At 69.1% G+C, this 20,476-nt stretch carries 18 protein-coding genes; 5 read left to right on the top strand and 13 right to left on the bottom strand.

Annotated elements, in window-relative coordinates; translation table 11 throughout:
• Window positions 1-39 precede the first annotated feature (39 nt).
• From JOF40_RS14020 to nrdR, 4 genes are all read right to left on the bottom strand, one after another.
• Window positions 40-1,911, bottom strand: coding sequence for a hypothetical protein (locus JOF40_RS14020; protein WP_129184429.1), 1,872 nt, complete (start codon window positions 1,909-1,911; stop codon window positions 40-42).
• 63 nt (window positions 1,912-1,974) lie between these two features.
• A complete protein-coding gene (locus tag JOF40_RS20030) occupies window positions 1,975-2,109 on the bottom strand; it encodes a hypothetical protein (protein ID WP_281064705.1) in 135 nt (44 codons plus the stop codon).
• A gap of 361 nt (window positions 2,110-2,470) precedes the next feature.
• Entirely contained in the window at window positions 2,471-5,389 is a 2,919-nt protein-coding gene (locus JOF40_RS14015) for a vitamin B12-dependent ribonucleotide reductase (protein WP_129184431.1), read from the bottom strand.
• Window positions 5,390-5,482: 93 nt separating this feature from the next.
• The gene (nrdR, locus tag JOF40_RS14010) at window positions 5,483-5,965 is read right to left on the bottom strand and encodes a transcriptional regulator NrdR (RefSeq protein ID WP_129184433.1); all 483 of its coding nucleotides are present in this window, start codon (window positions 5,963-5,965) and stop codon (window positions 5,483-5,485) included.
• Window positions 5,966-6,330: 365 nt separating this feature from the next.
• On the opposite strand from nrdR, the gene JOF40_RS14005 reads away from it, so the two are divergent.
• Together JOF40_RS14005 and JOF40_RS14000 are read left to right on the top strand one after the other, a co-directional pair.
• Window positions 6,331-6,906, top strand: a complete 576-nt coding sequence (locus JOF40_RS14005) for a mycothiol transferase (protein ID WP_129184435.1) — start codon at window positions 6,331-6,333, stop codon at window positions 6,904-6,906.
• Window positions 6,907-7,030: 124 nt separating this feature from the next.
• Window positions 7,031-10,183, top strand: coding sequence for a sensor domain-containing protein (locus tag JOF40_RS14000; RefSeq protein WP_188111851.1), 3,153 nt, complete (start codon window positions 7,031-7,033; stop codon window positions 10,181-10,183).
• Between the two features lie 16 nt (window positions 10,184-10,199).
• On the opposite strand, the gene JOF40_RS13995 is transcribed toward JOF40_RS14000, so the two are convergent.
• On the bottom strand, window positions 10,200-11,051 hold the full coding sequence (locus tag JOF40_RS13995) for a hypothetical protein (protein WP_129184439.1): 852 nt from the start codon (window positions 11,049-11,051) through the stop codon (window positions 10,200-10,202).
• A gap of 111 nt (window positions 11,052-11,162) precedes the next feature.
• Entirely contained in the window at window positions 11,163-11,420 is a 258-nt protein-coding gene (locus JOF40_RS13990; protein WP_129184441.1) for a GlsB/YeaQ/YmgE family stress response membrane protein, read from the bottom strand.
• Window positions 11,421-11,563: 143 nt separating this feature from the next.
• On the opposite strand from JOF40_RS13990, the gene JOF40_RS13985 reads away from it, so the two are divergent.
• On the top strand, window positions 11,564-12,133 hold the full coding sequence (locus tag JOF40_RS13985) for a Dps family protein (protein WP_129184443.1): 570 nt from the start codon (window positions 11,564-11,566) through the stop codon (window positions 12,131-12,133).
• 85 nt (window positions 12,134-12,218) lie between these two features.
• Here the strand turns inward: JOF40_RS13985 and JOF40_RS13980 are convergent, their stop codons facing one another.
• The 5 genes from JOF40_RS13980 to JOF40_RS13960 form a co-directional block, all read right to left on the bottom strand.
• Window positions 12,219-12,449, bottom strand: a complete 231-nt coding sequence (locus JOF40_RS13980; RefSeq protein WP_129184445.1) for a hypothetical protein — start codon at window positions 12,447-12,449, stop codon at window positions 12,219-12,221.
• Window positions 12,446-13,135 (bottom strand): type 1 glutamine amidotransferase, encoded by a 690-nt coding sequence (locus JOF40_RS13975; protein ID WP_129184447.1) that lies wholly within the window; start codon window positions 13,133-13,135, stop codon window positions 12,446-12,448. The genes JOF40_RS13980 and JOF40_RS13975 overlap by 4 nt, the downstream gene beginning before the upstream one ends.
• Before the next feature lie 14 nt (window positions 13,136-13,149).
• Window positions 13,150-14,145, bottom strand: coding sequence for a hypothetical protein (locus tag JOF40_RS13970; protein ID WP_129184449.1), 996 nt, complete (start codon window positions 14,143-14,145; stop codon window positions 13,150-13,152).
• On the bottom strand, window positions 14,142-16,043 hold the full coding sequence (locus JOF40_RS13965; protein WP_209674616.1) for a penicillin-binding transpeptidase domain-containing protein: 1,902 nt from the start codon (window positions 16,041-16,043) through the stop codon (window positions 14,142-14,144). The genes JOF40_RS13970 and JOF40_RS13965 overlap by 4 nt, the downstream gene beginning before the upstream one ends.
• A gap of 159 nt (window positions 16,044-16,202) precedes the next feature.
• Window positions 16,203-16,568 carry a LysM peptidoglycan-binding domain-containing protein gene (locus JOF40_RS13960; RefSeq protein ID WP_188111852.1) on the bottom strand — a complete coding sequence of 122 codons (366 nt, stop codon included), beginning with the start codon at window positions 16,566-16,568 and terminating at the stop codon, window positions 16,203-16,205.
• 274 nt (window positions 16,569-16,842) lie between these two features.
• Between JOF40_RS13960 and JOF40_RS13955 the strand changes: the two genes are divergently transcribed.
• Window positions 16,843-17,823: a YihY/virulence factor BrkB family protein gene (locus JOF40_RS13955; RefSeq protein WP_188111853.1), complete on the top strand. Its 981-nt coding sequence runs from the start codon at window positions 16,843-16,845 to the stop codon at window positions 17,821-17,823.
• An 18-nt stretch (window positions 17,824-17,841) separates the two neighbouring features.
• Here the strand turns inward: JOF40_RS13955 and JOF40_RS13950 are convergent, their stop codons facing one another.
• On the bottom strand, window positions 17,842-18,678 hold the full coding sequence (locus JOF40_RS13950; protein ID WP_129184455.1) for an SDR family oxidoreductase: 837 nt from the start codon (window positions 18,676-18,678) through the stop codon (window positions 17,842-17,844).
• Window positions 18,679-18,761: 83 nt separating this feature from the next.
• Here JOF40_RS13950 and lexA point away from each other — a divergent pair, with 83 nt between their 5' ends.
• The gene (lexA, locus tag JOF40_RS13945; RefSeq protein ID WP_129184457.1) at window positions 18,762-19,487 is read left to right on the top strand and encodes a transcriptional repressor LexA; all 726 of its coding nucleotides are present in this window, start codon (window positions 18,762-18,764) and stop codon (window positions 19,485-19,487) included.
• Window positions 19,488-19,500: 13 nt separating this feature from the next.
• Here the strand turns inward: lexA and galE are convergent, their stop codons facing one another.
• Entirely contained in the window at window positions 19,501-20,466 is a 966-nt protein-coding gene (galE, locus tag JOF40_RS13940; protein WP_129184486.1) for a UDP-glucose 4-epimerase GalE, read from the bottom strand.
• Window positions 20,467-20,476 lie beyond the last annotated feature (10 nt).

Here is a 20,476-nt window from a genome sequence, read left to right as displayed (position 1 = left end):
GGATGTTGAGTGTCACCGTAGCGAACCCGACCGCTGACCTCAGGCGGCGTCGCGGACGGCGTCGATGACGGGATCGAACACCTTCTGCCACCTGTCCTGCACCCGTTTTGGCTGTCGCACGATGCCGCGCAGCTTGTCCTGCAGGAAGTCCCGCATCGACATGCGCTGCATCGGGGAGGTCCTCTTCTCGTCCAGCAGCGCCATCAGGCTGTGCCCGACTTCGACGGCACCCTCGGTAGCGCACAGGTCTTCCAGCTCCATCACCTCCAACGGAGCGACGTCGTCACCCTGAAGGAGATCCTCCTCGCGCAGACGTTCCCACAGCATCGTCATCGTGATCGGCGAGGCGGGGAACCTCGTGGTGACGACCAGGACCGGATAGAAGGTGCGGACCGTGTTGCTACGGCCGTCCTTGGTCAGCCGGTTGGTGTCGCGTCGCAGGTTGTCGATGGTGGCGTGAAGTTGCTTGGCCTTGCGGACGGCCTTGTTCAGGTCCTGTGTCACCGCTTCGGGGCTGGTGCCGGCGGCGGTCAGGTCCTGGAACCCGGTGGTAGTCACCTCGATGGCGACCCACGAGTGCCCGTAGTCCACTGCCATGTCGGCGACCTTGGACTTGCGTCCGTATGCCGCGACGAGCGCGTCCTCGTCGTAGAGCCGGCTCTTGCCGGCGACATCCCTCAGAGTCTCCAGCGCGAACTTCTCATGAGCCCGGTGCGCCGCCGCGCTGACCTGGCTCGCGCGGTCGCGGTCTCGTTGGGGCCCGTCCTCAAGGGCGCGTTGGATGTCCATGAGCGGCCACAGCCCGGTGGCCCTACGCAGCAGGAGTTCAGGGTCGAGCACGGTGACGTGGCTCCCCCACCGGATGACCGGGTGATACGCGAAGTTGCGGGTGGTCCACAGCAACCCGTACCTGTGCTCAGCGGTGACGATGTTGGTTCGCATCTGGTCTGGGTCGCAGCTGATGAGGTCTAGTGCCCGTTCGAGACGCTCGGTAGACCACCCGAAGGCGTTGACTCTCGAGATCTCCAGGACGGTGTTGCCGTTCACGGCGCTGGCCCACAACATCACGCACAGGGCTGTGAGGTCGCCTAGCGGCACCCCGGTCGCATCCTCGAACTCGGCCGGAAGGTCAAGCATCCGAGGGTCTTCGACGTCTTCTGCAGGGATCTCGATCCAGCAGCGCTGGAACACCGCGGTCGCGGTCATGACGTCCAGGTGCGAGTTGAACAGGTGGTTGGCGATGAAGTAGCACGCGAGTGGCCCCGCATCGGCGGTCACGGTGTGGTCTTCGTCCTCCGCGAGCGCCTCAACGCCAGAGTCCAGGTGCGCCGGCAGGTGCAGCAGAACGGTCAAGAGCGCCTCGCCCTGGTCAACTTCGACCGGTGCCTCCTCCGGGCACACGATGAACGCGAGCTTGGCCAGGAGATGGATCGCCTGGGGGACGACGAGCGCCCGGTCCCGCTCACGCATGAGGTTGAGCGCCTTGGTCTTCCAAGGGTCGGCGAGGAACGCCTCGATGAACTCGACGTCGCCGCCGCGGAGCCGAAGCCCGGGAGTAGCGCGCTTCGCCAGCATGGCTGCGGCGAAGGTGACCGCGTTCAACCGCGACACCTGCTTGAGGATGGTCAGCACCTGCGCGAACGACAGGGTGAAACCGAACAACTCCTCGGGAGTGATGAAGACGTAGGCGCGTTCGATGGGCCCGCGCGGCTTGGCAGTTCCTCGCGGCAACCACATCCCGCACGTGTCCAAGGCCCACCCGTCGTTGATAGCTGGTGCGACTGTCCCGTACGCGAACTCGTCACCTGGACGAACGACCTTGAGGTAGGTGCGGTCGGTCGGGTCCTGGCTGGAGACGGCGTGCGTCAGGCTGGAGATGGCGTGGCGGAGGTCCGGAGGCGGCGTGGTCATGGGTTGTCCTTCCTAGTGGTGACCGAGGACGGCCCGCCCGGCGATGCCGGACGGGCCGCTGCCTCACCTGCCGCGCTTGGGCGACTGTGCCAGGGCGCTGGCGGCCGCGGACTTCGCGGCCTTGCTGTAGTTGCCGCGCATGACCTTGCTCGCGTTCTTCGCAGCCTTGCTACCGGTCTGCTTGGGGTTCTTGGGCATCGTCTCCTCCTCTCTTCGTGCTCGACTTGCTCGGGCACACGAAGAGGTGGTGAGATGCGGTTGGAACACCGATGCGGACACCACCTGTCCGTGCCACGCGAACCCCGCCCTGCAAGGCGGGGTTTCGTGTTTTCCGGCCGACCCGGGTGGGCGACCGACCTGCGAGTGCCGCGTACGCCGCACCCAGGAACGGGCCCGGCCCGGGCACTCCATGAGGGAGCGCACGGGCCGGGTTGAGGGGTTGCGACATCGAGCTATCACTTCGACTATGACTTTCAGCGTCATAGTGATGGTGAATGTCAATCACGCAACTCGTTGACATTTGACGCAACTCCTCGTGACAAAATGACGCAACTTGAGATCAGCTGCAGCCGCTGGTGCTTCCGCAGCCCTCGCACACGTGGCAGGAGCCGGCGGGGCGCATCTTGGTTCCGCAGGTCATGCAGAGCGGGGAGTCGACGGCGGATCCGGTGATCTGCTCGAAGAGCTCGGCGCTCGTGTGGGCGGTGGCCGGGGCGGGCTTCGAGGCGGCTGCCTCGTGGCTGTCGCCCGACACCGACGGGGACTCGATCGCCGAGGCGGACTCGGTGACCTTGGAGTTCGAGGCTTCGACAGGCTCAGCCGGCGAGGTCTCGACGAGCTCGGCGGCGGTGGTGCCGTTGCCGACGGGTGCCTCGTAGGAGCCCGTGTCGAGGAAGCGCTGGCGCTCCTCGGACGAGTGGATGCCGAGAGCCGAACGCGTGTCGAAGTCCAGGTAGTCCAGGGCCAGGCGACGGAACGTGTAGTCCATGATCGACTGGCTCATGCGGACGTCCGGGTCGTCGGTCAGACCGGCGGGCTCGAACTTCATGTTGGTGAACTTCTGCACGAAGGTCTCCAGCGGCACGCCGTACTGCAGCGAGATGCTGATGGCGATCGAGAAGGCGTCCATCATGCCGGCCAGGGTCGAGCCCTGCTTGCCCAGCTTCATGAAGATCTCGCCGAGCGAGCCGTCCTCGTGGGCGCCCGAGGTCATGTAGCCCTCGGCGCCGCCGACGGAGAACGACGTCGTGATGGCCTGGCGCGACTTCGGGAGACGACGACGGATCGGCTTCTCGACGATGACCTCGCGCACGACCTCCTTGACCTCGGTCGAGCCGGACGACTTGGCCTCCTTGCCGTCCGAGAGCGGCTGGCCGACCTTGCAATTGTCGCGGTAGACCGCGAGCGCCTTGAGGCCGAGCTTCCAGCCCTGGAAGTAGACGTCCTTGATCTCTTCGACCGTGGCCGTCTCGGGCAGGTTGACCGTCTTGGAGATGGCACCGGACAGGAACGGCTGGCAGGCGGCCATCATCAGCACGTGGCCCATGGGCTTGATCGAGCGCTTGCCCATGGCGGTGTCGAAGATCTCGTAGTGCTCGGTCTTGAGACCGGGCGCGTCGACGACGTGACCGTTCTCGGCGATGTACTCGACGATGGCCTCGATGGTCTCGACGTTGTACTTGAGCTTCTGCAGCGCCGCGGGGATCGTCTGGTTGACGATCTGCATCGAGCCGCCACCGACGAGCTTCTTGAACTTGACGAGCGAGAAGTCGGGCTCGATGCCCGTCGTGTCGCAGTCCATCATGAAGCCGATCGTGCCGGTCGGGGCCAGGACGGACGCCTGGCTGTTGCGCCAGCCGTTCTTGGAGCCGATCGTGAGGTTCTCGGCCCACTGCTTGGCGGCCTCACGGTGCACGTCGATGTCCATCGAGTGCAGCGTGCGGATCTCGTCGTTGGCGGCCTGGTGCTTGCGCATGACGCGCTCGTGCGCCGAGGCGTTCTGCGCGAAGCCGTCGTACGGGCCGACGACGCCGGCGATCTCGGCCGAGCGGCGGTAGGACGTGCCGGTCATCAGCGAGGTGATCGACCCGGCGAGGGCGCGGCCGCCGTCGGAGTCGTACGCCAGGCCCGACGCCATGAGCAGCGCGCCGAGGTTGGCGAAGCCGATGCCGAGCTGACGGTAGGCGCGCGTGGTGTCGCCGATCGCCTCGGTCGGGAAGTCGGCGAAGCAGATGCTGATGTCCATCGCGGTGATGATGAACTCGACGGCCTTGACGAACGTCGCGGTGTCGAACGAGCCGTCGTCCTTGAGGAACTTCAGCAGGTTGAGCGATGCGAGGTTGCAGCTCGAGTTGTCGAGGTGCATGTACTCCGAGCACGGGTTGGACGCCGTGATGCGTCCGGCCTCGGGCGAGGTGTGCCAGTCGTTGATCGTGCCGTCGTACTGGATGCCGGGATCGGCGCAGGCCCAGGCGGCCTTGGCGATGTCGTCCCACAGCTTGACCGCGTCGACGGTCTCGATGATCTCGCCGTTGGTGCGGGCGCGCAGGCCGAACTCCTTGCCGTCCTCGACCGCGCGCATGAACTCGTCGTTGACGCGGATCGAGTTGTTGGCGTTCTGGTACTGCACCGAGGTGATGTCGGCACCGCCGAGGTCCATGTCGTAGCCGGCGTCGCGGAGGACGCGGATCTTGTCCTCTTCCTTGGCCTTGGTCTCGACGAACTCCTGGATGTCGGGGTGGTCGACGTCGAGGACGACCATCTTGGCCGCACGACGCGTCGCGCCGCCCGACTTGATCGTGCCGGCCGAGGCATCGGCACCGCGCATGAAGGAGACCGGACCGGACGCCGTGCCGCCCGAGGAGCGGAGCAGCTCCTTGGACGAACGGATGCGGGACAGGTTGAGGCCGGCACCGGAGCCGCCCTTGAAGATCAGGCCCTCCTCCTTGTACCAGTTGAGGATCGAGTCCATCGAGTCGTCGACGGCCAGGATGAAGCAGGCGCTGACCTGCTGGGGGCTCGACGTGCCGACGTTGAACCACACGGGGCTGTTGAAGCTGAAGACCTGGTGCAGGAGCATGTGCGTCAGCTCGTGCTCGAAGATCGTGGCCTGCTCCTCGGAGGAGAAGTAGCCGTTGTCGCGACCGGCCTGCGTGTAGGTGAGGACGACGCGGTCGAGCAGCTGCTTGAGGCTCTGCTCACGCTCGGGCGAGCCGACGGCACCGCGGAAGTACTTGGTCGTCACGATCGTGGAGGCGTTGACGCTCCAGAAGTCGGGGTACTCGACGCCGCGCTGCTCGAAGACGGTCTCGCCGGTCTTCCAGTTGGTCTGGACGACGTCGCGGCGCTCCCACGTGACGGCGTCATAGGGGTGGACGCCCTCGGTCGTGTAGACACGCTCGATCTTGAGGCCGGCTCCGGCCTTGGCCTTGGCCGACTTGCGTGGGGATCCGGTGGATCCGCTGACCGTCTCTGTCATCCTGCTGCTCCTGTGTGGTTGCCGTGCATACGTGAGTGAAGTTTCGTGCGGTGCTGCGTGGTCGTGCGGTCGTGCAGGGGTCGTGCGGGAAGTTCAGGCGTTGCGGGTCTCTTCTGCCAGCTCGCCATCGGCGGCCGCGACCATGAGGGTCGCGATCTCGGCGGCGAAGTCGTCGGCGCACTCGAACGACTTGTAGACGCTCGCGAAGCGCAGGTACGCGACCTCGTCGAGTGCCTTCAGGGGCTCGAGGATGGCCATGCCGACCTCGTGAGCGGGGATCTCGGCCGCACCGCGGTCACGCAGTGCGTCCTCGACCTGCTGGCCCAGACGTGCGAGGTCGTCGGCCGAGACCGGGCGACCCTTGCACGCCTTGGCGACACCGGCGATGGCCTTGTCGCGGATGAACGGCTCGGTGGCACCGGACCGCTTGGCGATCATGAGCTGCATCTGCTCGATCGTCGTGAAGCGCTTCTCGCACTGGGCACAGACCCGGCGACGCCGGATGGCACCGCCCTCGTCGGCCACACGGCTGTCGAGCACCTTGGTGTCGGTGTTCTTGCAGAACGGGCAGTGCATCGCGGCGCTCCTTCCGGTGGCTGTCTCAGCGAGACGGGACGGGGGTTGGGGGTGGATCTGTGGACGCTTCTGTGGATGATGCTGTGCACTCAGGTCGATATCTGTGCACCAGCGGCGACATCCTGTGGACCCACATGTGGAGAACTACATCGGTGTAAGTACTAGATGTAGTGGTAACCATACGCGTCGGGCACCACGCATGCAACGACCTTGGCAAACGGGTCGGACATTTCTCGGGTATGTCCCGGGGTGCCGGCAAATGCGCAGGTCAGACGTCGTGCGAGTCACACCCGTCACACGCGACACGCGCCGCGAGACGTCCGCTCCCCTGGCCAATCAGCGTCCCGCGGGACCACGATGGGGCCATGACCGAGCACCCAGGACGTCCCGATCGGCCCGAACGCTGGACGCGCGCGACCGTGTACCCCGACATGTGGGCCGACCCCGCCGACGACCCGCGCAACAGCGACGGGCCGAGCCCCGACGGCGAGCTCGCGACGTACGACGACTACCTGTCGGACTACCGCATGACGCTGCTCATGAAGTGCGACGGGCTGGACGCGGAGCAGCTCGCCCGCCGCTCGGTGCCGCCGTCGACGATGTCGCTGCTGGGCATGATCCGGCACCTGGCCGAGGTCGAGCGCGACTGGCGCACCTGGATCGACGGCGAGCCGCTCGACAAGCTCTACGGCCGGCGCGATGCCGATTTCGACGACGCGACCGCCGACGAGGCCCAGGTCGAGGCCGCCCGTGCCGACCTGGCACGCGAGCAGTCACTGACCGATGCGGCTCTCGCATCGCACCCCGATCCGGCCGAGCGACTCGCCAAGGACGGCATCTCGGTGCGCGAGCTGCTGGTGCACCGCATCGAGGAGTACGCCCGCCACTGCGGTCACGCCGACCTGCTGCGCGAGTGCGTCGACGGACGCGTGGGCCAGTAGGCCCGGGAGACCCCGTCGAGGCACGCTGCCGTTCCGTGCGGCCAAACCACCTCGGTGAACCCCTCACGGTCCTACGATGGGCCGAACGAGCACCACTGCCCGACCAGACCGGAGACGCAGCCCCATGCACGCTCCGAACGTCGTCCCGACTGCAACCCTCAGCCGCACCGGCGAGGTGCTGCGGGCCGACTCCGACCTGGCCCTCATGCTCGACGTCCCGCTCGACGAGGTCGTCGGTCGGCAGCTCGAGTCACTCGGCCGGAGCGCGCCGGACGTCGAGGACATCCGCGCCTGCGTGCTCGCAGCGTCAGGCGGCCAGACCGCCGAGGCGCAGGTGTCGCTGCGCTCGCTCGACGCGAACGGGCTGCACGTGCAGCTCGTGGCCACGCCGGCGGGCGACCAGATCCTGGTCGTCGTGATCGACGAGACCGAGCGCATCCACGAGGAGCGCGACCTGGCCTCGTCGCACCGCCGCTGGCAGTCGCTCGTGCGCAACGCCGCCGACATCGTCTTCACGATCCAGGACGACGGCACCCTCACCTCGGTGACATCCGCCCTGCGCGGACGCATGGGCTGGGACGCCGACGACGTCGTGGGCGTCGAGGGTCTCGACTTCGTGCACCCCGACGACCGCAGGCGCGCCTATCACGCCTGGATCGCGGTCTCGGAGCGCGGGAGCCGCCAGGAGACCCTCGAGCTGCGCCTGGCACACGCCGACGGATCGGTGTCGTGGACGAGGCTCGTCATCACCGATCTGCGGGACGACCCCGATGTCGCGGCCGTCGTGGGCAACGCCACCGACATCACCGGCAAGAAGCTCGCCGAGGAGGCGCGCCGGGCCGACGAGGCGCGGTTCCGCAGCCGGTTCGAGCAGTCGCGGGTCCCGCAGACGATGCACGGGCTCGACGACACCCTCACGGCGGTCAACGACGCCTTCTGCGCACTCGTCGGTCGTTCGCGCGAGGAGCTGGTCGGCCAACCGATGGCCACAATCCTCCACTCCGAGGACGGGCACTCGGTGCACTCACGCGTCACCGAGGTCGCCGCGCAGGGCATCGACACGATGCAGGTCGAGCGCACCCTGCGCGGCACCGACGACCAAGCCATCCCCGTCCGGGCCACGTTGACGGTGTTGCGCGGCGACGACGGCGAGGCCACGGGATACGCCGTGAGCATCGAGGACCTGCGTCCGCTCCACGACAGCGAGCGCGCCAGGCAGGAGCTGCAGCAGCTGTTCGACGTCGTCGCCGAGCGGTCGCGCGACTTCGTGACGCTGCACGACGCGAGCGGACGCACGTTGTACGCCTCTCCCCCGGGACGACGGATGTTCGGCCCCGGCTACGCCGACCCGGCGACCGACCACAGCCGGTCCGTCCATCCTGACGACATAGATCAGGTCACGGCGACGTGGCTGGACGCGCAGACCACGACCGAGCCGCAGACGATGCGCTTTCGCTGCAAAGGTGCCGACGGCGAGTGGATGTGGGTCGAGCACACCTCGATCAACCTGCTCGACACCGGCATCCGAGGCATCCTGTCCACGATCCGCGACGTGACCGTCGAGGTGTCTACGCAGCAGGCGTTGAGCCTGTCGGAGGCCCGATATCGCGCGATCGCCGAGACCGCCGAGGAGGGCATCCTCGTGATCTCGCCCCATGGCACAGCCACCTACGCCAACGCCCGCCTCAGCACGATGCTCGCCCTGCCCCTCGACGTCATCACCGGTTCGCCGGTGTGGAGCGTCCTGGACGGCGACGCCAGGGACTTCGTCATCGACCGCGTCAGCACGCGCCACACCCGAGGGGTCGAGCGCTACCGCGTGCCGTACAAGCACCCCGACGGGAGCAGGCACGTCCTGCGGGTCTCCGCGTCCCCCATGCCCGACATCGACGGTCAGCGGCAGGGATCGCTCGCGATGATCACCGACATCACCGAGAGCCTGCAGCGCATCGACGAGCTGCGGCACGCCGCCGAGCACGACGCGTTGACGGACCTGCCCAACCGGTCGACGCTCATGACCCACCTCGAGTCGCTCGACCTCGGCCACCGGTCGGGGGTCGCCCTGCTGTTCGTCGACCTCGACCACTTCAAGGAGGTCAACGACGGACGCGGCCACACCGCCGGCGACGGCGTGCTGACCGAGGTCGCCGACCGTATCGTCGCGACGGTCGGGCCCGAGCACATGGTCTCGCGGTTCGGCGGCGACGAGTTCGTCGTCGTCATGAAGGACGTCGACGAGCCGGCGGCCCGCACCATGGCGGGACGCATCCTGTCCGAGCTGACGCTCCCGTACGCGGTCGGTCACCACATGATCCGGGTGGGCGCGACGATCGGCGTCGCGCGCTCGCCCGCGGAGTCCGGTGACGACCTGTTGCGCTTCGCCGACTCCGCGATGTACGCCGCCAAGGCCGGTGGACGCGGCCGTGTCAGGGTGTTCGACGCCGAGCTCGCGGCGCAGACCGAGGAGCGCTCGGTCGTGTCCAGCGAGCTGCTCGACGCCCTCGAGAACGACGACCTCGAGCTGCACTACCAGCCCGTCGTCGACATCAGCACGGGCGAGGTGGTCGGCGTCGAGGCCCTCGCTCGCTGGCACCACCCGACGTACGGCGAGATCCGTCCCGAGCGGTTCGTGGCGCTCGCCGAGATGAACGCCAGCTCGACCGACGTCGACCGCTGGGTCGTCCGGCGTGCCCTGCGCGACATCAGCGAGCTCAAGGCCGACCTCACGATGCCGGAAGACGCGTACGTCTCGATCAACCTGTCGGGTCAGAGCCTGTCCGACGAGGGTCTCGCGGCCTACATCGTCGACGCCGTCGAAGAGGCCGGGCTCCAGCCCAGCGAGGTCATGCTCGAGATCACCGAGAGCGCCCTGATGACCGACCAGGACATGGCGATCACGATCCTGCAGCAGCTCGGCGACCGGGGATTCGACATCGCGCTGGACGACTTCGGCACCGGGTACAGCTCGATGGCCTACCTGCGCGACCTGCCGATCAACGTGCTGAAGATCGACCGCGGCTTCATCGAGGGCATCCCCGAGGACACGCACTCGCTGGCGATCGTCCGGTCACTCATCGAGCTCGCTCGGTCGCTCGACATCAAGGTCGTCGCCGAGGGCGTCGAGACGCAGGCGCACCTTGACGAGCTGAGCGCCCGCGGGTGCGGACTCGGGCAGGGGTGGCTGTGGAGCCCGGCGGTGTCGGTCGAGGCCCTGCGGGCGTCGAGGATCCTGACCGACCGCTTCGCGGCGGCCGCCGTCGACACCCGGGCGCAGTGATGAGCGCTGTCGGTCGTCAGTGCTGCGTGGCCGCCCACCGCAGGAACGCCGCGGTGTGGTGCAGGTCGTCGAATCCGTCGCCGGCCAGCTCGACCAGCAGGTCGTTGCTCCACACCGCCAGACGACCGATCGTCAGCGACACCTCGTCGACGACCGGCAACTCGATGCCGTAGACCGCGAGGGCGATGGCCCGCTTCTCGTCGTACGTCACGATCGGCACGAACCGGTACGCCTCCGCGACGGCGAGCGTCTTGGTGAGCAGCGCCTCGTCCCAGCCGGGCATCGACTGCGCGAACGAGCCGTCGACCAGCGTCGTCAGACGGTCCTCGAGATCTCCGCTGCCACGCAGCAGGTGGGTCGTGGTGGCGCGGATGCGCCGTGCAGCCTCGAACTCCCCCAGCAGCACCCATGCCTTGTCGAACACCGTCGGGTCGCCCGTCGAGCCGCCGATCGGCGAGTCCGCGAAGTACTTGAGATCGGCGATCGCGACCTTCTCGAGGCCGTCGGCTGAGAACACCCACCGGTACTTGGTCCAGTGGGGCGCGACGAGCGCGCTGGGCTCCCAGGGCCCGGCGGCGAGGAACTCCTGCTTGAGCCGGTCGGCCCGTTCCTGGGCGGCAGGATCGACGTCACCCGCGAGCGGGAAGCGCTTCGCGACGACGGCGATCGGGACGACGACGGGCTTGGCCACCCGGGCCGTGGACGTCCGTTTGCGGGGTGCTGCGACCTTCTTGGGCTCGACGGGCGCGCCGTAGACGAAGGCGAAGTCGCAGTCGTCGCACCGGGCCTCCTTGCGGCCGTCCTCGAGGGTGCGGACGAGGTGGACGTCGTCCTCGCGGACGCACAGCGGGCAGACGATCAGGGCCATGGGTCAAATCTACGGCCGGGCCCCCACGACTCACCGAGCGCCCGGGCGCCCACAGCACCGCCCCCGTGTGCCTCGTGAGCACGTCGGGGGCGGCGGGGATATCTGTGGGGGTCAGACGCGCGAGCGTCCGCCTACCTTGCGCCAGACCAGCAGCGCGATGATCGCGCCGATGATGGAGCCGATGATGCCCGACGCCGTCAGGTCGGCGGGGCCGTCCTGGATCAGCGAGCCGAGGAATCCGCCGACGAACGAGCCGACGATGCCCAGGATGATCGTGCCGATGACGCCGAGGTCGTCCTTGCCCGGCACGACGGCGCGAGCGACGAATCCGGCGATGAGGCCGACGATGATGAATCCGATGATGCCCATGGGGTTCCTCCCTTGGTGGTGTTGCCGACGCGGATGCGCAGGGTGTGCGCGCGGCGGCGACAGCAGACGATAGCCACGACGGTCGGGGACGGCATCTTTTGCGAGGCGCGCATGATCTCGGCCGCAAGGGGTACGAGCACGCCATGGCTACTTCACCGAAATTCACCATTCCCGGCCTGAGCCCTGCTGAGGGCGAGAAGCTCGCGGGCATCCTCCAGGAACGCCTCAACGCACTGAACGACCTGCACCTGACGCTCAAGCACGTGCACTGGAACGTCGTCGGACCGCACTTCATCGCGGTTCACGAGATGATCGACCCGCATGTCGACGAGGTCATCGCGATGGTCGACGAGACCGCCGAGCGCATCGCGACGCTGGGCGTCTCGCCCCTCGGCACGCCCGGTGCCATCGTCAACGGCCGCTCGTGGGAGGACTACTCGCTGGGCCGCGCCACGACCAACGAGCACCTCGGCGCGCTCGACGAGGTGTACGTCAACCTGCTGCAGGACCACCGCAAGGCGCAGGAGGCCACCTCCGACCTCGACCCGGTCACCGAGGACATGATCATCGGCCAGCAACGTCAACTCGAGCTGTTCCACTGGTTCATCCGGGCCCACCTCGAGAGCACCGGCGGTGCCCTCTCCACCGAGGGCGCGAGCTCGGAGAAGACGGCCGCCTCGGCCGCCCACGACGCAGCGGACGTCACCGACTGACGTCGACGCCTCCCAAGCCCGAGGCCCCGATCCACACGCTGGGTCGGGGCCTCGTACTGTCTCGCGGCGCGTGAGCTGGCTGGTGTCAGCGCCTGCCGCGGGGCTTCGGCTTGGGGCCGCTGCGCCGCTGGTCGGGCGCCTTGTAGGTGCCGCCGGCGATGCGCGCCATCAGCAGCTGCGGGTCACCCTTCTCGACCTCGCGGACGAACTGGTGGGCCCGCTCGCCGCGCAGCACCGCCGACTCGGCACCGTGGTGACTGATGACGACCTCCTTGCCGCGCACCTCCCAGGCATAGCCACTGGGCCGGCCCTTCACGCGACGTCCCGGTCGACGCGCAGGTAGGTCAGCGCGGAGTCGGTGAGGGCGTGCGCGAGGTTGCGGGTCTTGGGCGCCCACGCGTGAGCCTGGCGCACGAGCTCCTTCGGGTCGTCGCCCGTGTCGCCGTAGTAGAGCTCGTGCACCCAGTGCTCGTACGTCGCCGGGGTCACCTCGGGATGGAACTGCCAGCCGATCGCGCGCGCACCCCAGCTCTCGTCGACGATGCACTGGGGGCCGCGCCACGACGTGCCGATGACCCGCGACGTCGGGCCGGGCGCGAAGACGTCCTTGTGCATCTGCCCCCACGGCCCCTCCGGGCACAGCACCCGGTCGGTCGTGTCGACCCGCTGCCAGCCCAGCTCGGGCTTGTCGGCGCGCCACGACGTCCCGCCCAGTGCCCGGGCGATCACCTGCGCGCCGTAGCAGATGCCCATGACGGGCGTGCCTGCCGCGAGGGACGCCCGGATCAACCGGATCTCGGCGGTCACCGACTCGATCCACGTCTCGTCGTGGGCCGACTTGTCGGACCCGAGCAGCAGCACCAGGTCGGACCCACCGATCGTGTCGAACGTCGGCAGGTCGTCGCGGTCGAGGGGGACGAGCTCGGCGCCCCGCTGCTTCAGGCGCTCGGCGACGTAACCGCCGTCGGTGTCGGTCGCGTCGGCGACCACGTGGACTCGCATGCGTCCATTGTCGCCTACGGCCAGGACGCCGTCGGCGGGTCGGGTCGCGGCAGGACGTCTGGGCGCTCTTCCTCGGGTCGCTCGTGCTCGGACCTTCGGCGATCGATCGCCCACGCGAGCAGACCTGCGACGACGATCGCGACGATCCACGGGGCGAGCGGCCGATCGGCGGGCTGGACGGATTGCCGCCACAGCTGGCCCGCCGCAGAGAGGTACTCCTGCACGAAAACCGCCGAGCGCGGACCCCGGCTCAGCGACATCGCGAAGTAACCCGAGGCCGTCACCGTCGGTGCGACGAGCCAGGCCAGTGACAGCGCCACGAGCCAGCCGCCCAGGTGACGCACCGGGCGGACACCGATCGCGACCAGGGCGACGATCAGCACGACGGCCATCGACCACTCGGCCGGAACGTCGAGATAGCCGTTGAAGGCCGCGGTGCGGGAGATGCTCGACCCCAGCTGGTAGACCCACATCGGGGCGGCCCCCGCCGCGGCCGCCAAGGCGAGGCCGAGACCCAGGCGTCCGGCCAGTGACGACGCACCCAGCGCGACGGCGACCAGGGCCACCCCGACGACGAGCGCGCCCAGGCCGGCCGTCACCCGCGGATCGGTCGTCTGACCGCCGGTGCCGCCGTCGCCGAATGCGGCGCGCGACTGGACGATCGTCGCCGTCGCGGCCAGCATGACGCCTGCCACCACGGCGGACAGCCGCGCGAGGCGGCTGCCACGCCCGAGGAGCACCACGAGCCCGGCGAGGATGCCGCCGACGCCAGAGCTCACGATCAGGCTGTCGGTGCTGCTGGCCGCCAGCAGCGGCAGCGCAGCACGGGGGTAACCGTTGACCGTCATGATGTTGCTGCCGAACAGGTCGACGATCCACCACGAGAAACCGGCAAGCCACCAGACGGCCGCGGCCAGCGGAACCAGCGCCAGGGCGGGCAGCCCGCTCCGGTGCCGCTCGTGCTCGCGCTCGTCGTGCCTCGCTGCTGTCCCAGGCAGCTCGATCGTCACGACGCTGCGCTGCGCAGGAACGTCTCGAGCAGCGGACCCGCGGTCTGAGAGCCAGACTCGCCCTCCGCCACGAACACCGCGACGGCCAGGTCGCCCTGCGTGGCGATCATCCACGCATGGGTGCGCGGCGGGGTGTCGGTGCCGAACTCGGCCGTGCCGGTCTTGGCCGACACCGGCCCGCCGGGCACGTCGGACAAGAAGCGTCCGCTGCCATCGGTGACCACTCCGCGGAACAGCTCCTGCAGTTGCGACGCCTCCTGCGGGCTCAACGGCTTCTTCGCCGCGGCAGCCGCCGTGGTCGGGGTGTCCGCCAGCAGCGTCGGCGTGACCCGCTCGCCCTTCGCGATCGATGCTGCGACGACCGCCATCGCCAGGGGCGACGCCTCGATGCGTCCCTGCCCGATCATCGAGGCCGCGCGCTCGGTGCCCTCGGCCTCAGTCGGCACCGACCCGAGGAACGCCGGGTAGCCCAGGTCGAGGTCGGGGCCGAGACCCAACGCCGCCGCAGCGTCGGCCAGATCGGCCTGCGGGGCCTTGTCGCGCTCGGCGATCATCGCGGTGTTGCACGAGTTGGCGATCGCCGACCGCAGCGGGATGTCGCCGATCGCGCTGCCGGGGTAGTCGGAGTAGTTGGTGAACGTACGGCCGTCGACCGTGATCGACGGCGTGCACGGGACGTCGGTCGAGGGCGTCAGGCCCGATCGGAGCAGCGTCAGCGCCGTCACGAGCTTGAAGGTGGAGCCGGGCGGGAATCTGCCGCCGGCTGCGGTGTCGGACCCGTCTCCGCCCGGGCCGCTCGACAGCGCCACGACGGCACCGGTCGACGGACGGATCGCGACGATCGCGCTGGCCGGTCCGACATCGGCGAGGATGTCGTCGGCCGATGCCTGCAGGTCGACGTCGATCGTGGTGCGCAGGGGCTTGCCGGCGACGGCCTTGCCGGCGAACAGCTCGCGGGGCTCGGCCCCCGCGGCGGACGGCACCGCCTCGACCGTCACTGCCGGAGTGCCGCGCAGCTGACGGTCGTAGCGCAGGGCCAGCCCGGACAGTCCGACCATGTCACCGGACTGGACGGCGCCCTTGGACTTCTGGACGATCTCGGCCGTGGCCTCTCCGACGACGCCCAGCATGGGCTGCCCGAAGGTGCGGGTCGGCGCCAGCGGCAGGGACCCTGCCAGCTGGACGGCACCGGGAACACCGGCCAGCTGCTCCTGGCTCGGCGCGCCTCCACCGTCGGCGCGCACGACGAGCGCGAGCACGAAGGCCTGTGCTCCGGCCTGCGTCACCCGCTTGGCGTACGCGTCGGCGTCGATGTCGACGAGCTGCGCCAAAGCCCTCGCGGACGCGTCGACCTGCGCTGCATCGACCTTGGTCTTGTCGATGCCGACGCGTCGGACGTCGCGCTCGGTGACGATCGGCGTGTCGCCGGCACCCAGGATGTCGCCGCGGTCCGCGAGGGTCGTGCGCAGCCGCAGCCGGTCGTCCGCCGCGAGATCGGGTGCCACGACGGCAGCGCTCCACCGCACCTGCCACGTCTCGCCGACGTACGACAGCGTGACGGGCGTCGAGTAGGTCCAGTCGTCGTCGGACAGCGTCCACGTCGAGCGCAGCGTAGCCGTGGCGGTGTCGTCGTCCTCGGAGACGTCCTCGACCGAGACCTTCGGCTTGGCACCGTCCATGCTCTTGACGATGCGCTCGAGATCGGCCTGCGGCTCGCGGCCACCGGCCACGAACGGCACCTTCGAGACGTCCTGCCGGGTGAGCCCGGCGGCGAGCTCGTCGGCGGCGTCACGCGCGTCGGGGCGGCCCGACGAGCAGGCTGCCAGCACCGCCGCGGTCAGCGCCAGCACGCACATCATGGACGTCGTCCGTCGACCGGACCGCTCGGTGATGCTCACCTGGTTGCTCCCCCGTTGGTGTCAGGCCACCGCGAGTCAAACAGGTGTGGTCCCCCGGGTCAACGACCGAGCCCGGCGGGGTCACCTTCCCTTGTGACCACACCGGGCTGCGTCGTGCTGGGTGTTGCGTACTGCTTGCTGCTTGCTACCGCGAGTCGGCTACTTGTCGTAGACCGGCACCGCGATCTCCGAGCCCATCTGCAGGGCGGAGGCGTTGGGGAGCGAGTTGAGCTCGATGATGTCGTCGACCGTGGCGCGGATGTCGCCGTCGGGGTTGGCCTCGGCCGCGATCTGCCACAGCGTGTGACCCGGCAGCACCTGGACCGTCGTGGTCTCCTGCGGTGTGCCGGGCAGGTCGGTGGCCGTTGACGACGGGCCGAGGACGATGGCCAGCACGCCGATCGCGAGGATCGCGAAGGCCAGGACGACGGCCTTGCCGCGACGTGTCAGCCGAACCGCGGGTGCGACCGTCGGGGCGGCGGGACGCTGGAACGAGTGGACCTGTCCGAGGGTGATGGTGCTCATGTGTGCCTCCGTGGGGGAAGTGAGACGGATGATTGGTGTGCTCGACCGGACGCTGTTCTCGATGTCATTCGATGGTGCGAACAGGCGTTCGATCGAACACATGTACGACGATAGGGGTCGGGTCCGACAAAAGGAAGGTCTGATCGAACAGAATTTCGAACAGTTGCCTCTGCGGCCTGCAACCACAGGGGAAAGTGGTCGAACATTTGTCACACGTCACACCTGCAGGTCGGTCCGGGAGGCATCGCCGCAGCGTCAGCACTACCGTCGACACATGGCTGCGAAGAGCACGATCGTCACGTCGTGGAAGCAGGCGTCGGCCCAGCAGGCACCCCTGCTGGCGGCCGGTGTCGCCTTCTACACGTTCCTGTCCCTGTTCCCCGCGCTGATCGCCGGCGTGCTCACGTACGGCATCGTCGCGTCACCCGAGACCGTCCGCCGCCAGTCCGCCGAGCTCGCCGACGCCCTGCCGGCCGATGCCGCCTCGCTCGTCACGGGTCAGCTCGACGCCCTGGTCTCGACCGACAACGGCTCACTCGGCCTGGGGCTCGTGCTGGCCGTGACCCTCGCGATCTACAGCGCGTCCGGCGGGGTCGGCAACCTCGTGACGGCGATCAACGCGATGTACGGCATCCGCGACCAGCGCAACTTCATCCAGAAGAAGCTCGTCGCCCTGGGCCTCACCGCGGGCGCGCTGGTGTTCCTCATCGTCGTCGTCGGCCTGGTCGCGGCGGCACCGGCGGTCTTCGACGCCATCGACGTCGTGCCGGGCACCCGCGCGCTGCTCGAGCTGGCCCGGTGGGCGCTGCTGCTCGGCGCACTCGTCGTCGCGATCGCCGTGCTGTTCCGCGTGGCACCCGACCGCCACGACTCCACTCCCCTGGTCACCAAGGGCGTGCTCGTGGCCAGCGCGCTGTGGGTCGTGGTGTCGATCGGCTTCTCGGTGTACGTCGACAACTTCGGCAGCTACGGCAAGACGTACGGGGCGCTCGCGGGTGTCGTGGTGCTGCTGCTGTGGCTGTGGATCGGCCTGTACGCCGTGCTGCTGGGTGCCACGGTCGAGGCGGTCCGCGAGGACATCGTGACCGCCGACACCGTCGCCGAGGACGCCGAGATCGCCGATTTGCGCGGCACCGAGGCCGGCGGCGACGACGTGCCCGTCGAGGTCGTCGACGAGGACGAGGACGCGCCTGCGTCCGTACCGGCGCGGCCGACCCCGGTGTTCAAGCGGCTCCGCAACCCGTTCCGCCGCTGACCGCGTCCTCCCCGAGGCTCAGCGCAGACCCGCCCTGCGGAGCCGGCGCGCCCCGATGCGACGCAGCAGCGGGTCGGCGTGCATCGACGCGGCCGGCGACAGCGACGCCGCGCGCGCCACGACGCCCCGCCACACCGGCATCGTGCGGTAGACGCGGCGCGTGCCGAACATCGCGACGAGCTCGCGGGCGACCTGCTCGGGCGTCAGCATGACGCCGGCGGCGAGGATCGCACGCGTGCCGCCGTGCACGTCGAAGCCGTCGACCATCGCCGTCGCGACGCCGTCGGGGCACACCGCGTGGACGCGGATGCCGTCGGCGCGCAGCTCGGACGCGACCGATGTCGTCAACGACAGCACCGCCGCCTTGGTCGCCGCGTAGACGCTGAGGTTGGGGACGGGCGCGTGGGCGCTGAGCGATGCGACGACGCCGATCTCGCCGCCCCGTACGCCGATCGCCGCCTGGTCGCGGAACACGTCCGCCGCGGCGCGCATTCCCCACATGACGCCCAGCACGTTGACGTCGACGCTCAGCCGCACCTGACCGTCGGTCAGGTCGACCAGATCGCTGTCGAAGGCGACGCCCGCGTTGCAGACCCAGGCCCCGAGGGGCGCGATGTCCCTCGCCACGGCCGCGACCTGCCGATTGGCGTCGGGGTCTCGCACGTCGAGCGCCATCCCTGAGTGGGCACCGATCTCGGCGGCCGTCGCGGCGGCACCGACGGCGTCAAGATCGCTGACGACGACCTCGTAGCCGAGGCGCACCAGCTCAACGGCCGTCGCCCGTCCGATGCCGCGGGCGGCTCCCGTCACGACGGCGGAACGGGGACGTGTGGGTGTCGTGCGGGACGGGGGCATCGCGCCAAGGTAGGCGACACGCCGGCGACACGCCATCGAACATATGTTTGAACTGACCCCCCTGCGCGGGCTAGGGTCGGGCCATGACCGATGAGCGCACCGCAGACGTCACCGAGCTGCCCGACGGCCCCGCCGACTCCTCCGGGCTCACCGCCCGCCAGCGCAAGGTGCTGGAGTTCCTGCGCGACGAGATCGAGAAGCGCGGCTACCCGCCCAGCATGCGTGAGATCGGTGCCGCGGTCGGTCTGACCAGCACCTCGTCGGTCGCCCACCAACTGCGTGCCCTCGAGGCGCTCGGCTACGTCAAGCGCGATCCCAACCGTCCCCGGGCGCTCGAGATCTTCCTGCCCGACGTCATGGCGGCTCGCCGGTCCATGAGCGCCACGCCCGACGACGGGCACATCGACGAGACCGGCATCAACGATGCGGCCCCGACGGCGGTCAACATCCCGATGGTCGGACGCATCGCCGCCGGCGGACCGATCCTGGCCGAGCAGCGCGTCGAGGAGATCTTCCCGATGCCCAAGTCGCTGGTCGGCGACGGCACGCTGTTCATGCTCGAGGTCTCCGGCGACTCGATGATCGACGCGGCGATCTGCAGCGGCGACTACGTCGTCATCCGGCAGCAGCCCGACGCCGAGAACGGCGAGATCGTCGCGGCGATGCTCGACGGCGAGGCCACGGTCAAGACCTTCCAGCGCAAGAACGGCCAGGTCTGGCTGCTGCCGCACAACGACGACTACTCCCCCATCGACGGCACCCACGCCACGATCCTGGGCAAGGTCACCGCCGTCATCCGCCGGGTCTGAGGCAGGAGGCCGCTCAGGCCGGGTGGGCGTGACGCGCCTCCCAGGCGCTGCGCACCATGTCGTCGATCGAGTGGCGCATCGTCCAGCCGAGGTCTCGCGACGCCAGTTCGCCGGAGGCGACGATGCGCGCCGGATCACCGGGACGGCGCTCGCCGATCTCGGGCTCGAAGTCGATGCCCGTCGCCCGCGCCACGGCATCCATGATCTGACGCACCGAGACGCCGTCGCCGCTGCCCAGGTTGTAGACCGGCTCGACCGGCTCCCCTGCGAGCAGCCGGCGCGCCGCGACGACGTGTGCGTCAGCGAGATCCGCGACGTGGATGTAGTCGCGCTCGCAGGTGCCGTCGGCGGTCGGGTAGTCGGCTCCGTTGATGCGGGGCGTGCGTCCCTCGAGCAGCGCCTCGATGACCAGCGGAAAGAGGTTGTGCGGGCTGGTGTCGTACAGGTGCGGCACCGCCGACCCGACGACGTTGAAGTAGCGCAGCGAGGTGTGGTGCAGCCCTGAGGCGCGTGCAGCATCGCGCAGCAGCCACTCACCGATCAGCTTGGTCTCGCCGTAGGGCGACTCCGGCGCGGTCGGCGTCGTCTCGGTCACGAGGTCGACATCGGGCGTGCCGTACACCGCAGCGCTCGACGAGAACACGATGTTGTCGACGCCCGACTCCTGCATGGCCTGCAGCACCGCGACCGTGCCCTGCACGTTCTGCTCGTAGGTGTGCAGAGGACGCTGCACCGACACCCCGGCGTACTTGTAGCCCGCGAGGTGGACGACGGCCTGCACCTCGTGCTCGACCATCGCCTTGGCGACGACGTCTGCGTCGAGGATCGTCGCGTCGACGAACGTCACGCCGTCGGGCACGAACTGTCGATGACCGCTCGACAGGTCGTCGACGACGACGCAGTCGAGTCCGGCGGCGCCGAGGGCACGCACGACGTGCGAGCCGATGTAGCCGGCACCGCCGGTGACGAGGACGGTCATGCAGGCGAGG

This window comes from Aeromicrobium fastidiosum (assembly GCF_017876595.1).
Taxonomy (GTDB): Bacteria; Actinomycetota; Actinomycetes; order Propionibacteriales; family Nocardioidaceae; genus Aeromicrobium; species Aeromicrobium fastidiosum.
The sequence above is the reverse complement of the archived record's forward strand: the minus strand, read 5'-3'. Positions and strand labels throughout refer to the sequence as shown.

What these genes read in the sequence shown, in the direction of transcription:
- JOF40_RS14020 (WP_129184429.1), bottom strand. Translation starts at nt 1,911, where the DNA reads ATGACCACGCCGCCTCCGGACCTCCGCCACGCCATCTCCAGCCTGACG.
- JOF40_RS20030 (WP_281064705.1), bottom strand. Translation starts at nt 2,109, where the DNA reads ATGCCCAAGAACCCCAAGCAGACCGGTAGCAAGGCTGCGAAGAACGCG.
- JOF40_RS14015 (WP_129184431.1), bottom strand. Translation starts at nt 5,389, where the DNA reads ATGACAGAGACGGTCAGCGGATCCACCGGATCCCCACGCAAGTCGGCC.
- nrdR (WP_129184433.1), bottom strand. Translation starts at nt 5,965, where the DNA reads ATGCACTGCCCGTTCTGCAAGAACACCGACACCAAGGTGCTCGACAGC.
- JOF40_RS14005 (WP_129184435.1), top strand. Translation starts at nt 6,331, where the DNA reads ATGACCGAGCACCCAGGACGTCCCGATCGGCCCGAACGCTGGACGCGC.
- JOF40_RS14000 (WP_188111851.1), top strand. Translation starts at nt 7,031, where the DNA reads ATGCACGCTCCGAACGTCGTCCCGACTGCAACCCTCAGCCGCACCGGC.
- JOF40_RS13995 (WP_129184439.1), bottom strand. Translation starts at nt 11,051, where the DNA reads ATGGCCCTGATCGTCTGCCCGCTGTGCGTCCGCGAGGACGACGTCCAC.
- JOF40_RS13990 (WP_129184441.1), bottom strand. Translation starts at nt 11,420, where the DNA reads ATGGGCATCATCGGATTCATCATCGTCGGCCTCATCGCCGGATTCGTC.
- JOF40_RS13985 (WP_129184443.1), top strand. Translation starts at nt 11,564, where the DNA reads ATGGCTACTTCACCGAAATTCACCATTCCCGGCCTGAGCCCTGCTGAG.
- JOF40_RS13975 (WP_129184447.1), bottom strand. Translation starts at nt 13,135, where the DNA reads ATGCGAGTCCACGTGGTCGCCGACGCGACCGACACCGACGGCGGTTAC.
- JOF40_RS13960 (WP_188111852.1), bottom strand. Translation starts at nt 16,568, where the DNA reads ATGAGCACCATCACCCTCGGACAGGTCCACTCGTTCCAGCGTCCCGCC.
- JOF40_RS13955 (WP_188111853.1), top strand. Translation starts at nt 16,843, where the DNA reads ATGGCTGCGAAGAGCACGATCGTCACGTCGTGGAAGCAGGCGTCGGCC.
- JOF40_RS13950 (WP_129184455.1), bottom strand. Translation starts at nt 18,678, where the DNA reads ATGCCCCCGTCCCGCACGACACCCACACGTCCCCGTTCCGCCGTCGTG.
- lexA (WP_129184457.1), top strand. Translation starts at nt 18,762, where the DNA reads ATGACCGATGAGCGCACCGCAGACGTCACCGAGCTGCCCGACGGCCCC.
- galE (WP_129184486.1), bottom strand. Translation starts at nt 20,466, where the DNA reads ATGACCGTCCTCGTCACCGGCGGTGCCGGCTACATCGGCTCGCACGTC.